This window comes from Modestobacter sp. URMC 112, assembly GCF_053502575.1.
Genome location: NZ_CP199957.1, coordinates 3,342,844 through 3,356,353 on the forward strand (window position 1 = coordinate 3,342,844; position 13,510 = coordinate 3,356,353).

General features: G+C 73.7%; 10 protein-coding genes, 1 tRNA gene and 1 pseudogene. 10 read left to right on the forward strand and 2 right to left on the reverse strand.

The window, feature by feature from the left end; all coding sequences use genetic code 11:
• The first annotated feature begins 39 nt into the window (after positions 1–39).
• From ACWIX6_RS15750 to ACWIX6_RS15780, 7 genes and pseudogenes are all read left to right on the forward strand, one after another.
• A complete protein-coding gene (locus ACWIX6_RS15750; RefSeq protein WP_448613379.1) occupies positions 40–1,740 on the forward strand; it encodes a histidine kinase in 1,701 nt (566 codons plus the stop codon).
• Positions 1,731–2,375 (forward strand): response regulator, encoded by a 645-nt coding sequence (locus ACWIX6_RS15755; protein WP_448613380.1) that lies wholly within the window; start codon positions 1,731–1,733, stop codon positions 2,373–2,375. The genes ACWIX6_RS15750 and ACWIX6_RS15755 overlap by 10 nt, the downstream gene beginning before the upstream one ends.
• A gap of 167 nt (positions 2,376–2,542) precedes the next feature.
• Positions 2,543–3,184 carry a hypothetical protein gene (locus tag ACWIX6_RS15760; protein ID WP_448613381.1) on the forward strand — a complete coding sequence of 214 codons (642 nt, stop codon included), beginning with the start codon at positions 2,543–2,545 and terminating at the stop codon, positions 3,182–3,184.
• A gap of 202 nt (positions 3,185–3,386) precedes the next feature.
• Entirely contained in the window at positions 3,387–4,214 is an 828-nt protein-coding gene (locus ACWIX6_RS15765) for a CPBP family glutamic-type intramembrane protease (RefSeq protein WP_448613382.1), read from the forward strand.
• A gap of 129 nt (positions 4,215–4,343) precedes the next feature.
• Positions 4,344–4,544: pseudogene (locus ACWIX6_RS15770) on the forward strand (SDR family oxidoreductase); the annotation flags it as partial.
• A 367-nt stretch (positions 4,545–4,911) separates the two neighbouring features.
• Positions 4,912–6,717, forward strand: coding sequence for a sigma-54-dependent Fis family transcriptional regulator (locus ACWIX6_RS15775; RefSeq protein WP_448613383.1), 1,806 nt, complete (start codon positions 4,912–4,914; stop codon positions 6,715–6,717).
• Positions 6,718–6,815: 98 nt separating this feature from the next.
• Positions 6,816–8,453, forward strand: coding sequence for a flavin-containing monooxygenase (locus ACWIX6_RS15780; protein ID WP_448613384.1), 1,638 nt, complete (start codon positions 6,816–6,818; stop codon positions 8,451–8,453).
• A 29-nt stretch (positions 8,454–8,482) separates the two neighbouring features.
• Here the strand turns inward: ACWIX6_RS15780 and ACWIX6_RS15785 are convergent, their stop codons facing one another.
• Positions 8,483–8,803, reverse strand: coding sequence for an ester cyclase (locus ACWIX6_RS15785; protein ID WP_448617002.1), 321 nt, complete (start codon positions 8,801–8,803; stop codon positions 8,483–8,485).
• Between the two features lie 415 nt (positions 8,804–9,218).
• Here ACWIX6_RS15785 and ACWIX6_RS15790 point away from each other — a divergent pair.
• Positions 9,219–9,292 (forward strand) — tRNA-Ile (locus ACWIX6_RS15790).
• A gap of 374 nt (positions 9,293–9,666) precedes the next feature.
• Here the strand turns inward: ACWIX6_RS15790 and pdxR are convergent.
• On the reverse strand, positions 9,667–11,088 hold the full coding sequence (gene pdxR, locus ACWIX6_RS15795) for a MocR-like pyridoxine biosynthesis transcription factor PdxR (RefSeq protein WP_448613385.1): 1,422 nt from the start codon (positions 11,086–11,088) through the stop codon (positions 9,667–9,669).
• 99 nt (positions 11,089–11,187) lie between these two features.
• Here pdxR and ACWIX6_RS15800 point away from each other — a divergent pair, with 99 nt between their 5' ends.
• Positions 11,188–12,081 carry a dihydrodipicolinate synthase family protein gene (locus tag ACWIX6_RS15800; RefSeq protein ID WP_448613386.1) on the forward strand — a complete coding sequence of 298 codons (894 nt, stop codon included), beginning with the start codon at positions 11,188–11,190 and terminating at the stop codon, positions 12,079–12,081.
• Positions 12,078–13,388: a hypothetical protein gene (locus ACWIX6_RS15805; RefSeq protein WP_448613387.1), complete on the forward strand. Its 1,311-nt coding sequence runs from the start codon at positions 12,078–12,080 to the stop codon at positions 13,386–13,388. The genes ACWIX6_RS15800 and ACWIX6_RS15805 overlap by 4 nt, the downstream gene beginning before the upstream one ends.
• Positions 13,389–13,510 lie beyond the last annotated feature (122 nt).

The window sequence follows — 13,510 nt, forward strand, 5'->3', positions numbered from 1 at the left end:
GGTCGGAATAGCGTGGGACCCGACCGCAGGGGGTGGCCGATGCCGGCCCGTCCGTCTCCGTTCCTCGTCGCCGCGATCGGATCAGCGCTGCTGGTCGGGCTCGCCGGTGTCGTCGCGGTCGGTCTGGCCAACGGGTTCCCGGCCGGCAACATCGCCGTCCTGAGCTGGGTCACCGTGACGTACTCGGTGAGCGGGCTCGTCGCCTGGCGGTGCCGGCCCACGAACCGCATCGGGCCGCTGATGGTCCTCACCGGGTTCGGGACGCTGGTCAGCGCGGTCGGCCGGGCCGATCAGGCGGTCTGGCACACCGTCGGGCAGGCGGCCGACCTCGTGCCGCTGGTGATGATCGTGCACGTGTTCCTCACCTTCCCGAGCGGCCGGTTGACCGGCCGTGCGGAGAAGGCACTCGTCTACGCCGGGTACCTGGCCGCCGTCCCCGGCCAGGTCACCGTCATGCTGCTCGGTGGCCTGAGACCCCACGTGCTGACCGTCGCGGAGCTGCCCGGTCCCGCCGTCGTCCTGCACAACGCGGTGCTCACCACGGTGAGCGCGGTCGCCCTCGGCGGGGTCGTGCTGCTGGTGGTGCGCCGCCGCGCCCACGGGCGTCACCTGCGCCGGTCGTTGACGCTGCTCGTCGACTCGTTCGCGGTCGGCCTCGTCATGATCGCGTTCCTGCTGGTGGTCGGCGCGTTCGGCGGACCCGCCTTCCCGGTGACCCAGCAGGTCAGCCTGTTCCTGCTGGGCGTCGCCCCGGTCGCGTTCCTGGCCGGTCTGCTCCAGGCCCGGCTGGCCCGGAGCTCCGTCGCGGACCTGGTCATGGACCTGCGCGGCGCGCCTGCTGACCTGCGCGTCCCGCTGGCACGCGCCCTGCGGGACCCGTCGCTGCGGCTGCTGTACTGGCTGCCGTCGTTCGACGTCTGGGCCGACCAGGACGGGCGTCCGGTGACGGTGCCCGACGACCCGGACCGGGTCAGCCTGATCGACGACGACGGCCGGCCGATGGCCGCGCTGGTGCACGACCCGGCGCTGCGCGACGAACCGGCCCTGCTGGACGCAGTCCGCGCGGCTGCCTGCATCGCCCTGCGCAGCGGCCGGCTGCAGGCCCAGCTGCGGGCCAACGTGGAGGAACTGCGCGGCTCACGGGCCCGGGTGCTCGAGGCCGGCCAGCGGGAGCGGCAGCGGCTGGAACGCGACCTGCACGACGGTGCCCAGCAGCGGCTGGTCGCCCTGTCGCTCAACCTCGGCGTGCTGCAGACCCGGCTCGGCAGCGATCCCGAGGCCGAGGCCCTGCTCAGCGAGGCCCGCGGCGAGATCGGGGTCTCGCTGGCCGAGCTGCGCGACCTGGCGCGGGGCCTGCACCCGGCGGTGGTCACCGCGCACGGGCTCGCGGTGGCGCTGGAGTCGCTGGCCGCGCGGGCGCCGCTGCCCGTCCGGCTCGAGGTGGACCTGCCCGGGCGGCTGGACGAGTCCGTCGAGGTCGCGGCGTACTACGTCGTGTGCGAGAGCCTGACCAACGTCGGCAAGCACGCGCGGGCCTCGTCGGTGTCGGTCACCCTGTCGCAGCACGACGGCGTCATGACCATCGAGGTGGTCGACGACGGGTGCGGCGGCGCGGACACCGAGCGGGGAACCGGACTCCGGGGGCTGGCCGACCGCGTCGAGGCCCTCGACGGGCGCCTGCGGGTGTGGACGCCGGTCGGCGGCGGCACCCGGGTACGGGCGGAGCTGCCGTGCGGGTAGCCATCGCCGAGGACAGCGTCCTGCTCCGCGAGGGGATCGCCCGACTGCTCACCGACGCCGGGTTCGACGTCGTGGCCCGGTGCGGCGACGCCGTCCAACTGCGGGCCGAGCTGCGTGTCGCGGTGCCCGAGGTGGTGATCGTGGACATCCGGCTGCCTCCCACGCACACCGACGAGGGCCTGCGCGCCGCGATCGAGCTGCGGGCCGAGCACCCCGGCCTGGCCGTGCTGGTGCTGTCCCAGTACGTCGAGGTCGGGCTGGCCATGCAGCTGCTGGCCGAGTCGGCGGAGCGTGTCGGCTACCTGCTCAAGGACCGGATCAGCGACGTCCCGGAGTTCATCGCCGCGGTGCGCCGCGTCGTGGCCGGCGGCTCCGCGATCGACCCCACCATCGTCTCGATGCTGCTCTCGCGGCGCCGTCGCGACGACCCGCTCGCCCGGCTCACCCCGCGGGAGCGCGAGGTCCTCGAACTGATGGCCGCGGGCACCTCGAACCAGGGCATCGCGGACCGGCTCGTCATCACGCTGCGGGCGGTGGAGAAGTACGTGTCCAGCATCTTCGGCAAGCTGGGCCTGCCTGCGACCGGCAGCGAGAGCCGCCGCGTCCTGGCCGTCCTGCTGTTCCTGCGCAGCTGACCCGCGTCGCTGCCGGCGGCCCGACCGCCACCAGAAAACCGGCCCCCGGGACGACGGGTGCACCGGCGTGTCCCGCCCTGGGCCCCGACCTACGGTCGTGGAGCGCGCACTGATCGGCAGGGGCCACGTGGCTCCTGTCGCAGCTCCGGTTCGGAAGGCGTACCCCGATGTCGCGCTCGCCGCAGTGCTCCCCCGCCCCCGCCGCGGCCTTCCTGGCCGCACCGCTGTGGGCCGTGCAGGCCCTCATCTGGACGGCCGGCCCGAAGGTCCAGGAGCAGGCTCCGCCGTACCGGATCACGGAGACGGCGCTCTTCGAGCTGTTCTGGTGGTCGATGGCGGCTGCCGTGGCGTCGTCGGCGGTCGCCGCACTGGCGGTCCCGACCCACCTGCGGCTCCGGCCGACGCCGGTGGTCCGGACCGCTGCGGTCCTCGCCCGGGTCGCCGTCGCGTCTGCCGGCGTCGCCGCCCTGAGCGCCGCGGTCGCACCCGTCCGACAGTTGCAACCGGCCGCGCTGACCGTCATGACCGGCGCGCTGTACGCCGCGATCGTCCTGCTGGCCGTCAGCCTGACCCTGTGGGCTGGACCGGGCTGGACGTCGGTCGGGGAAGCCGACTCCGCCGTCCTGCTGCCCTCGGCGCTGGCCGCGCTGACCGTCGCCACCATCGTGGCCGTCCTGGCCGGCGGCACCGCCTCGACGGCCGGCCTCTGGTCCGCCGTCCTCGTCGTGCTGCTCGACGGGGCCGCGTGGCTCGCCTGGGGCAACGCGCTGGCCAGCGCGCGTCGGCACCGTGCCGCGGCGCACGCCTGAGCCCCCCGGGCCCGTCCGGTCGGTGCCTGCGGGCCGGCCCGGTCCGGGGACGCCGGAGGGAGCCGTCATCCGGACCCGGGTCATCCAGGACGGGCCGGACCACCGCTGCCCCGCCCCGGGGCCGCCCGGGTCACCGGCGGCCAGCGCCACCACCGCCCCTTCCCCCGACCGGTCCGTCCCACCCGCTCACCGGAGGTCCGCCATGTCCCAGTGGATGCGTCAGCACCGGCTCGTCTCGTTCTTCACCCTGGCGATCGCCCTGTCCTGGTGGGGGTGGCCGCTGCGGGCCGCGGGCATCAGCGAGGAGCCCGGCTTCATCCCGGGTGGGCCGCTCCTGGCCGCGCTGATCGTGATCGGCGCGACCGACGGCCTGGCGGGCTTCCGGGAGCTGGGCTCGCGGCTGGTCCGCTGGCGGGTCGGCTGGCGCTGGTACGCCGCTGCGCTCGGCCTGCCGCTGGCGGTCATCGTCTCCATCGCGCTGGCCAACGTCGCACTCTTCGGCGCGTCCATGACGCCGGTGCGCGACCTCGCCTGGTCCAGCTTCGCGCTGCTGTTCGCGATCCGCCTGGTCAACCCGATGGACGGGCCGATGGGCGAGGAACCCGCCTGGCGGGGCTACGCCGTGCCGCAGCTGCAGACCCAGCGGTCACCGCTGCAGTCGGCAGTGGTCCTCGGCCTGATGGTGACGCTCTGGCACTTGCCGATCGTGGTGATGGAGTCCGGCTCGTACTTCTACCTGGCCAACAGCTTCGCCATCACGCTGGTCTACGTGTGGTTGTTCAACCGCACCGGTGGCAGCGTCCTGCTGACCCTGCTGATGCACGTCATGCAGGGGACCTTCACCATCGAGAACCTCGGCTTCGAGGGCGCGGACGCCCGGCGGATGGCGTGGCTGGGGTTCGTCGCCTGGAGCGTCGTGGCCGTCTCGGTGATCGTGCTGGACCGCGGTGCGTGGCGGGCCGCGCCCGCCGGGGCCCTGCCGGAGGTGCCGGGGCGGCCGCCCCGCGAGGCGACCACGGTCGGCGTGTGAGAGCCCGGCGGGCGGACCCAGCGGCGTCAGGTCCGTGCTGGTCCGTCGCCGGAGCCCTCGGCTGCCTACACCCCGGGGGAGCCCGCGGTCCCGCAGCAGGGCCACGGTGTCGCCGGCGAGGCCGTCCCACTGCGGGAACAGGCCCGCGCCGCCCTCGACGCCGGCCACCGGGTCGTCGGCACCGCCCGCGACGCCCGGCGGGTCACCCGCGCCCTGGCGAGCACGACGACCTGCTCGGCCGTCGCCCTCGACGTCACCGACCCGGCCGGCGTCCGGGCCGCCGTCGACGCGGCAGTCGACCGGTTCGGCAGCATCGACGTCGGGTGCGGCTTCATCACCTGGAGCATCGACGCCCGCCACGTCGACCTCGCGCTGGCCCATGCGCCCGCCGCCCTGTTCCTGTCCTTCGGGGACGCCGGCCCCTACGTCGAGCCGACGACTTCGTGGCCCGCTGGCACGGGCACGAGGACGAGCTGGTCGAGGACCAACGTGATCGTCGGCGAGGCGGTCGGACTGGTCCACGCGATCGAGGACGCCGGCGCCGTCGTGCGCGGCATGGCCGCGCAGGCGGAGAGCATCCTGACCCGGCGCTCCTGACGCCGGGGCGCCGTCTCGCGAGCGCGATGCGCCTGCCTCCTCGGCGTCCGGCCCTTGACCGCCGCGCGACGATGTGAGGTGGGACACAGGGGGTGCTGTCATGCCCGATCGCGCCGACCGCGGGCTCCTCCTCACCAGTGCCCGGGCACACCTCCTGGACGACGCGCCGAGCCTCCGCGGCGTCCCCGGCCACGTGGCGGCGTCCTGGCGGCGCAGTGCCTCCTCCGGCGTGGACCCCGGCGAGCTCTCGCACGAGTACTTCGCCGACCTCGACCTGGGCTCCCGGCTCGTCCGCTGCGCGCAGCCGGTGATCGAGCAGCTCGCCGAGGAGATCGCCGACGCCCCGATGTGCGTCGCGCTGACCGACGACCGCGCCCGCCTCCTGGTCCGCCGGGACACCGACGCGCGGATGGGCCGGGTCTTCGACCGCGTCTGCTTCGCACAGGGCTTCGGCTACGCGGAGGGCACGGTCGGGACCAACGGGGTCGGCACGGTCCTGGAGTTCGGCGAGTCGGTGCACATCGTCGGCGCCGAGCACTTCGTCGAGTCGTTGCAGACCTTCGCCTGTGCCGGTGCGCCGATCCGGGACCCGTTCACCGGGCGGATCGACGGCGTCCTGGACATCAGCTGCCGCAGCCAGGACTCGACGCCACTCATGCACTCCCTCGTCCGCGCAGCGGCCGCGCGCATCGAGCGGAACCTGATCATGGACCGGGACCACGTCCAGCAGGCGCTGTTCGAGCACTACTCGCGGGTCGACGCGCGCAACCGTGGCGCGGTCCTCGCTGTCGGGCAGCGGATGGTGCTGGGCAACGCGGCCATGCAGACGCTGCTCGGGCCGCTGGACCTGGCCGCCCTCCAGGACCACGTGCGGTTCGTGATGACGAGGTCCGCGCGCCTGGACGACCGGGTGGACCTGCCGTCCGGGACACGGGTCCGGGTGCGCGGTTCGGCGGTGGCCGTCGGCGATGACGTCGCCGGGGTCGTCGTCCTGGTCGGGGTGGTGCAGGAACCCGGCGGGCCGGGCACCACCGCGCCCGGCCCGCCGCCGGCCGCGCAGCTCCCGCCGGACACCGCGCGGGCTCGGGGCGGTCGCGTCGTGGCCGGCACCAGCACCAGCCCCGCCTGGCGGGCGGCCGCGGCCACCGTCGAGCACGCGCTGCGGGCCGGGCAGGGGGTCGTCGTCCTCGGCGAGCCCGGCACGGGGCGGGCCACCCTGCTGTCCCAGCTGCACGACGCCCTGTACCCGGCCGGTTCCGTCGTCCTGGTCGGGGCAGCGGAGCTGGAGAGCGCTCCGCAGCAGGCGGCGGACCGGCTGCTGCAGCCCCGGCCCGAGCCGGTGCTGCACGTGCTGCGGGACGTCGACCGGCTGTCCCCGCGGACGGTGCAGGCGCTCCTCGCCCGGCTCGGGAGCGCCGTGCGACCGCCCGGGCACGTGGCCGCCACGGCGCAGTGCGGCACGGCAGGGACCCCGCACGCCCCGCTGCTGGCGCTGTTCCGGGCGTCGACGTCGGTCCCTCCGCTGCACCACCGCTCCGCGGACGTGCCCGCACTCGTCGCGGCCCTGCTGGCGGAGCTGGCTCCGCACCGCGAGGTGCGGCTCGACGCCGAGGCGATGCGGCTGGTCGTCCGCTACTGCTGGCCGGGCAACGTGCGGCAGCTGCGGGAGGCCCTGGCGTCCGCGCTGCGGCTGCGGCCGGTCGGCTGCATCCAGGCGCAGGACCTGCCCACGTACTGCTCGAGCGTCCCGCGCAGCGCCCTCCGCCCCGTCGACGAGGCCGAACGTGACGCCATCGTCACGGCGCTGCGTTCCGCCGGCGGCAACAAGGTCGCGGCGGCCAGCGCGCTCGGGCTCGCGCGGTCGACGCTCTACCGCAAGATCTGGCACTACGGCATCAGCGACTGAGCCCGCCGGTGTCCGGATTTGGGACACCACCGCGGGGCCGGACACCGCGCAGGATGGCAGCGCCCGGTGAGACAGCCCACGGAAGAGGTGCTCCCGCGATGACGTCAGCCGTCGAGACCCCGTCCCCAGCGCCCGACAGCGTCCTCACCCTCGACGCGGTGGTCCTCGGCGCGGGTGTGGCCGGCCTCTACCAGCTCCACCAGCTGCGCGAGCAGGGCCTGCGGGTCCGTGGCTACGAGGCCGGGGACGACGTCGGCGGCACCTGGTTCTGGAACCGCTACCCCGGTTCCCGCTTCGACAGCGAGGGCTACATCTACCAGTACCTCTTCTCCGAGGAGCTGTACAAGGACTGGAGCTGGAGCGAGAAGTTCCCCGGTCAGGCGGAGATCGAGCGGTGGATGCACTACGTCGCCGACCGGCTCGACCTCCGTCGGGACATCCAGTTCTCCACCATGATCACGAGCGCGCACTACGACGAGGACCGCGGCCGCTGGACCGTCCGCACCGACCGCGGCGACACCATCGACACACAGTTCTTCATCACCTGCGGGGGGATGCTCTCCGCCCCGATGGAGCAGCTGTTCGAGGGGCAGGACACCTTCCGTGGGACCGTGTTCCACACCTCCCGGTGGCCCAGGGAGGGCGTCGAGCTGGCCGGCAAGCGGGTCGGCGTGGTGGGCATCGGCGCCACCGGCATCCAGGTCATCCAGACCATCGCCGACCAGGTCGGCCACCTGACCGTCTTCGCCCGCACGCCGCAGTACGTCCTGCCGATGAAGAACCCGAAGTACGGGGAGGCCGAGCAGGCCTGGTACAAGAGCCGCTTCGAGGAGTTGCGGTCGACGATCCCGCGGACGTTCACCGGCTTCGAGTACGACTTCGAGCACGCCTGGGCCGCGTGCACCCCCGAGCAGCGGCACGAGCTCCTCGAGGAGATCTACCAGGACGGGTCGCTCAAGTTGTGGCTGGCCGGCTTCGGGGAGATCTTCTTCGACGAGGAGGTCAGCGAGGCTGTCTCGGAGTTCGTGCGGGACAAGATGCGCGCCCGGCTCCGGGACCCGCGGCTCATCGACGTCCTCGTCCCCACCGACTACGGCTTCGGTACCCACCGGGTCCCGCTGGAGCGTGGCTACCTCGAGGTCTACCACCGGGAGAACGTCGAGCTGGTCGGGGTCCGGGACAACCCCATCGCGCGGATCCGCCCCGAGGGCGTCGAGCTGGCCGACGGGAGCGTGCACGAGCTCGACGTCATCGTCATGGCCACCGGGTTCGACGCCGGCACCGGCGCCCTGACCCGCATCGACATCCGCGGTCGCGGCGGCCGCGCCCTGGCCGACGACTGGAGCCGGGACATCCGCACGACGATGGGTCTGATGGTGGAGGGGTATCCGAACATGCTCACCACCGCCGTCCCGCTCGCCCCCTCCGCGGCGCTGTGCAACATGACCACCTGCCTGCAGCAGCAGACCGAGTGGATCAGCGACACCATCCGCACCCTGCGCGAGCAGGGCAGGTCGGTGATCGAGCCGACCAAGGAGGGAGAGGACGCCTGGGTCGCCCACCACGACGAGATCGCCGGCGCCACCCTCGTGGCCAGGACGAACTCCTGGTACCTCGGCTCGAACGTGCCCGGCAAGCCCCGACGCCTGCTGTCCTACATCGGCGGCGTGGGTACCTACCGGCTGAAGTGCGAGGAAGAGGCCGCGGCCGGCTATCCGGCCTTCCGGGTGAGCTGACGTCCTCAGGGCCCCCCGGTGCGGCCGGCTCAGCCGACCGGCTCCGGCGCGGGCAGGTGTCCGAGCTGGCCGAGGATCATCATGTCGTCCCAGGTCGACCACAACTCGGCGATCCGGTCCTCGCGGAGTCGGGCGACGCCGGCGAACGTGGAGGTGGCCTTCCTGCCGCTCGCCGGGGGCCCGAAGTCTTCCTCCTGGGTGCCCTCGTAGGTCGCCCAGAACCCGACCTCGTCGCCCTCGACGACCTGCTCGAGGTCTGCACGTTGTCCGGGGAGGCGAGCGCGAACGTCAGCAGGAACTCGTTGAAGTCCTCCCGGCTGTCGATGACGAGGTCGGGTGTCACTTCGCAGTGCCGCGTGAAGTCATCGGTCAGGATGTCGTCGAGCTGCTCCAGCTCCCGGGAGTTCATCGCCTCGGCGAAGCGTCGGAAGAGGTCGCGGACGTGATCGGCGGTCATGGCGAGCACCTTCTGTCCAGGAGGAGTCACTGACCCGCCGTTTCCCGGCAGGATCGCTGCCCGGAGGAGCCGGGCGAGGACTTGGAGGTGGTGACCTGGCAGGACGACGACGACGCTGCTCCCCCCGTCTGCAGAGCAGTGAGCTCCCGCAAAGACGACATCGTTCCTGCAGCCTGCGCAGCACCACCCCGTCCCAGCGTGCGACCTGCGGGTGGGAGAACAGGTCGGTGCACACCCTGCCCTGCCGTGCGACTCGTGCGTGGGGACGGCGAGACCGTCGTCGGGGGACATGGCAGGCTGAGCCGCACGGGGCGGTAGCTCAGCTGGTCAGAGCATGGGACTCATAATCCCTGGGTCGTGGGTTCGAGCCCCACCCGCCCCACCGATATACGTGCAGGTCAGGGGGCCAGTACGTGATCGCCGATCGTGACGACGGGCTCCGGCCCACACGGTGCCGACACTACCTACCGTGACGTCTCGTGGCTGACGCCTGGTGGGCCGCGTGCATGCGGTCGGCAAGCGCGCCGAGGTCGTCGTCGAACGACCTGGCGTCGCCGCTCGACCACGTCTTCGGCAAGGGGGCAGTGTCGGCGGGGACCTCGTCCAGCGTGGCCGTCGCAGTCCCGGCGGCTGCGAGGAGACCCGGTGCCCCGGATCGGCGACTGGTGCCCGGTTCGGGGCGTGCGTGTCGTAGTCCTCGATGCGGCTGCCCATCCCGGAGGTGGGCCATCGCAGACGGCCGGTGTGCAGGAGGCCTTACAGGTGGCCGGCGCGAGCGGTGTCCAGCAGTTCCTGGAGGACGGCGAGGGCCGAACGCAGTTCCAGGTCGCTGGGGGCGCCGTAGCCGAAGACCACACCGGATGACGGTGGGCGGCGCGCGTAGTAGTCGGCCAGGTCGGCGACAAGCACCCCGCGCTGTGCGGCCTCGCGCACCAGCTCCGCCGAGTCGATGGTGGAGGGCAGATGGACCACGACGTGCAGCCCGCCGTCGAGCGCGCCCAGGGTGACGTCGGGTCGGTTGCCCAGGGCCTGGGCCACGAGCTTGCGCCGGTGGCCGTAGTCGCGATGTACCCGCGCGGTGTGTCGGGCCAGGCCGCCACCGGCCAGGAAATGGACCAGCGCGGTCTGCTGCACGCCGGACACGGGGGTGTCCAGGGCGACGCGGGTCCTTCGCAGGCGCTCCCCGACCGGGCCGCGGGCGACCATCCAGCCGCAGCGCAGCCACGGAGTCAGCGTCTTCGACCAGCTCCCGATGAGCACGACGTCGGCGCGAGAGGGCAGCGACGCCATCGCCGGGAGCGGCCGGCGCCGGTGGCGGAACTCGCTGTCGTAGTCGTCCTCGAGAACCACCACGCCGTGGTCGGCGGCCCAGTGCAGGAGGTCCACCCGTTCCTGCACGGGCATCCGCCCGCCCAGCGGGTACTGGTGGGACGGGGTGAGCAGGACCGCGTCGGGCGCGGGGATGAGCGCGGCGAGGTCGGCGACGCGAGGACCATCGGCGTCCACCGGCAGTGGGTGAAGGCGGGCGCCGGCGGCGGCCAGCACCCGGCGGGCGATGGCGTAGCCGGGGTCCTCGACCACGACGAGCGGGCGCCGGTCCGGGCTGCCGAGCGCGATGGCCGCCAGCGTGAGGGCGTCGCTGGTCCCGGCGGTGATCAGGACGTCGTCGACGGTCACCTCCAGGCCCCGGACCCGGTGCAGGTGCACGGCCACGGCCTCCCGCAGGGCGGGCACGCCCAGCGGATCGGGCGGGCCGGTCGGCGGGCTGCCGGCGACCGCCCGGCGCCACGCCGACCGCCACTCCGCGTCTGACAGCAGCCGGGTGGCCGGACGGCCGGGGGTCAGATCGACCGTTGCCCGAGGGGCCGGCGCATCCGCCGGGGTGACCCGCCCGCGTGACCGACGGGTTGCGGTCAGGTCGGGACGGACCGCAACCACGGTGCCCCCGCCCCTACGTCCGGTGGCGAACCCCTCGCCGATCAGCTGCTCGTAGGCGGCGACCACCACACCGCGGGAGACCCCGAGATCGGCGGCGAGCTCCCGCGTCGGGGGCAGGACCTCGCCGGGGCCGAGGACGCCACCGAGCACCGCGGCGCGCACCGAAGCGGTGATCTGCGCGCTCAGGGACAGGTCGGCGGTGCGGTCCAACCGGACGAGCAGTTCACCATTCCGCGCCACTTGGACCCCTCTCGTCAGTGAGGTTTGGACTCCTTGGGGGACCAACGTCGTCCGCACAGTATTGGTGTCCAACCTCCGTCTGCCATCGGGAGTCCTCGCGTGTTCATCGGCCTGTCCGCCTTCCCCCTGACTCCCGTCTCCGAGGACGAAGTCGACCAGGACGCCTTTGCCCGCATGGTGCGACGACTGGCCGAGGCCGGAGTGGACTCCATCGGCGCGTTGGGCTCCACTGGCAGCTACGCCTACCTCGCCCGGGACGAGCGCCGGACCCTGGCCGGGATCGCCGTCGAGGCGGCCGGGGACGTGCCGGTCATCGTCGGTGTCGGCGCACTGCGCACCCGTGACGTCCTCGGCCACGTCGAGGACGCGCAGGCGGCGGGCGCCGCCGGACTGCTGCTGGCGCCGGTGGCCTACCAGGCCCTGAGCGACGAGGAGGTGTACGGCCTGTATCGGGACGTCGCAGCCGCGGCGTCGGTGCCGGTGATCGTCTACGACAACCCGGGCACCACCCACGTCCGCATCAGCGACGAGCTGCACGCCCGCATCGCCGGCCTGCCGGGGGTGACCGCGGTGAAGATCCCGCCGACCCCGCTGGACCCCCGCGAGGCCGCGGCCCGCATCCACGCGCTGCGCGCGGTCCTGCCCGAGGGGTACGGCATCGGCATCAGCGGCGACGCCTCGGCCGCGGTGGCTCTGGCCGCCGGCTGCGACGCCTGGTTCTCGGTGATCGGGGGCGTGCTGCCCGAGCCCGCGCTGGAGATCGTCCGTGCCGCGGCCCGCGGCGACCACGAGCAGGCACGGGCCGTGTCCGCGCGGTTGTCCCCGCTGTGGTCGCTGTTCGGTCGCTACGGCAGCCTGCGCGTGGCCGCGGCCATCGCCGAGCACCTCGAGCTGATCGGCCGGCCGAACCTGCCGTTGCCGCTGCTGCCGCTGCCGGACGAGGGCCGCCGAGATGTGGGAGCCATCCTGCGCGACCTGGACCTGGCCGGATGACCCGCGCGGACCCGACGACCGGCATCCACCCGACCGGTCCAGGGGTTCTCAGCGCCGAGCCGACCACCGGCGCGCCACCACGGGCGCTGCACTCGGTGCTGCTGCGCTACGTGCCCGCCGCCGTGCTGGCCCGCATGTCGGACGCCGGTGCGCTGATCGGCGTCGTCCTGTTGGTCACCCACGCGGGCGGCAGCGGCTTTCGCGCCGGTGCCCTCGCCGCCTGCCTGACCGCGCCGCACCTGCTGGGCCCGTTCGTCGCGGGCACCCTGGACCGGGCTCCGGACGGACGGCGGGTGATCGCCGCCGCCTGCGCCGGCTACGCCGTTCTGCTGGCCGCCGCGACCCTGCTGCTGCCGGTGGCTCCCGTGGCCCTGGTCGCCTTGCTGCTGGTCGGTGCGGGAACCTGCGGCCCGCTGCTCACCGGCGGGATCAGCAGTCAGCTGGTGTCGCTCATCCGCGCCGACCAGGCCACCCAACGCCGCGCCCAGGGGTGGGACGTGGCCACCTACGGCATCGGCGGCAGCTCCGGCCCGGCGCTGGTCGCCACCTGCGCAGCGGTCGCCGGCCCCACCACGGCCCTGCCGGTTCTGGCGGGGTGCACGCTCACCGCCGTAGGACTGGTGCTTGCGCTCCCATGCCCGGAGGCGGACTCCGGCGGGCACCGATCCCCGGTGCCGTCTCCGGTCACCACGCTGGTGTCCATCTGGAGATCCGTACAGCTGCGGCGGACGCTGCTGCTGACCATCGCCGTCGCCCTCGCCGTCGCGGCCCTCCCGGTGGCCGCCGTCCGGTCGGCGACCGAGCTCGAGCTGACCGCACCCTCCGCCGCGCTCCTGGTCACCTGCTACGGCCTGGGCAACCTGTTCGGGGCGCTGCTACTCATCGTGCGCCCGTTGCGGGGCGTCCCGGACGCCCTGACCGGACGGCTCGCACTCGCCGTGGCAGCCGGGCTGCTGGCCGCCCTGACCGCACCCGCCCTCGGCCTGCTCGTCGCCGCCTACCTGGGCACCGGACTGCTCAACGCGCTGTTCTTCGCCAGCACGCTGGCCGCCCGCACCGAGTACGCCCCCGCCGCCGCCCGCAACCAGATCTTCATCTGGGTCGCGGCGTTGAAGATCACCGCCGGGTCGGCCGGGACCGCCCTGGCCGGCACCCTCAGCGACCGCGGCTACCACGCCGCAGTGGGGACCGCCGTCCTCCTGGCCTCTCTCGCAGGTACCGCAGCCACCCTGCACCGCCGCCGCACCGTCGGGAGCAACCTGTGGATGACACCGACCTGCCCACCGCACCCGGGGTCAGTGCGTTGACCCGCGGTCTCGCCGCCTGCCTGGCCTCGGTCACCGAGGTACCGGTCGCCGAGCTGCCGCTCCCTCCGGGCAACCTGTCCTCGGCCGTCGGCGCCTTCCGCACCTGGCTGGCCGGGCGGGAC

Coding starts and splice junctions, on each gene's coding strand:
- ACWIX6_RS15780 (WP_448613384.1), top strand. CDS start 6,816: ATGACGTCAGCCGTCGAGACCCCGTCCCCAGCGCCCGACAGCGTCCTC.
- ACWIX6_RS15775 (WP_448613383.1), top strand. CDS start 4,912: ATGCCCGATCGCGCCGACCGCGGGCTCCTCCTCACCAGTGCCCGGGCA.
- ACWIX6_RS15750 (WP_448613379.1), top strand. CDS start 40: ATGCCGGCCCGTCCGTCTCCGTTCCTCGTCGCCGCGATCGGATCAGCG.
- ACWIX6_RS15805 (WP_448613387.1), top strand. CDS start 12,078: ATGACCCGCGCGGACCCGACGACCGGCATCCACCCGACCGGTCCAGGG.
- ACWIX6_RS15765 (WP_448613382.1), top strand. CDS start 3,387: ATGTCCCAGTGGATGCGTCAGCACCGGCTCGTCTCGTTCTTCACCCTG.
- ACWIX6_RS15760 (WP_448613381.1), top strand. CDS start 2,543: ATGTCGCGCTCGCCGCAGTGCTCCCCCGCCCCCGCCGCGGCCTTCCTG.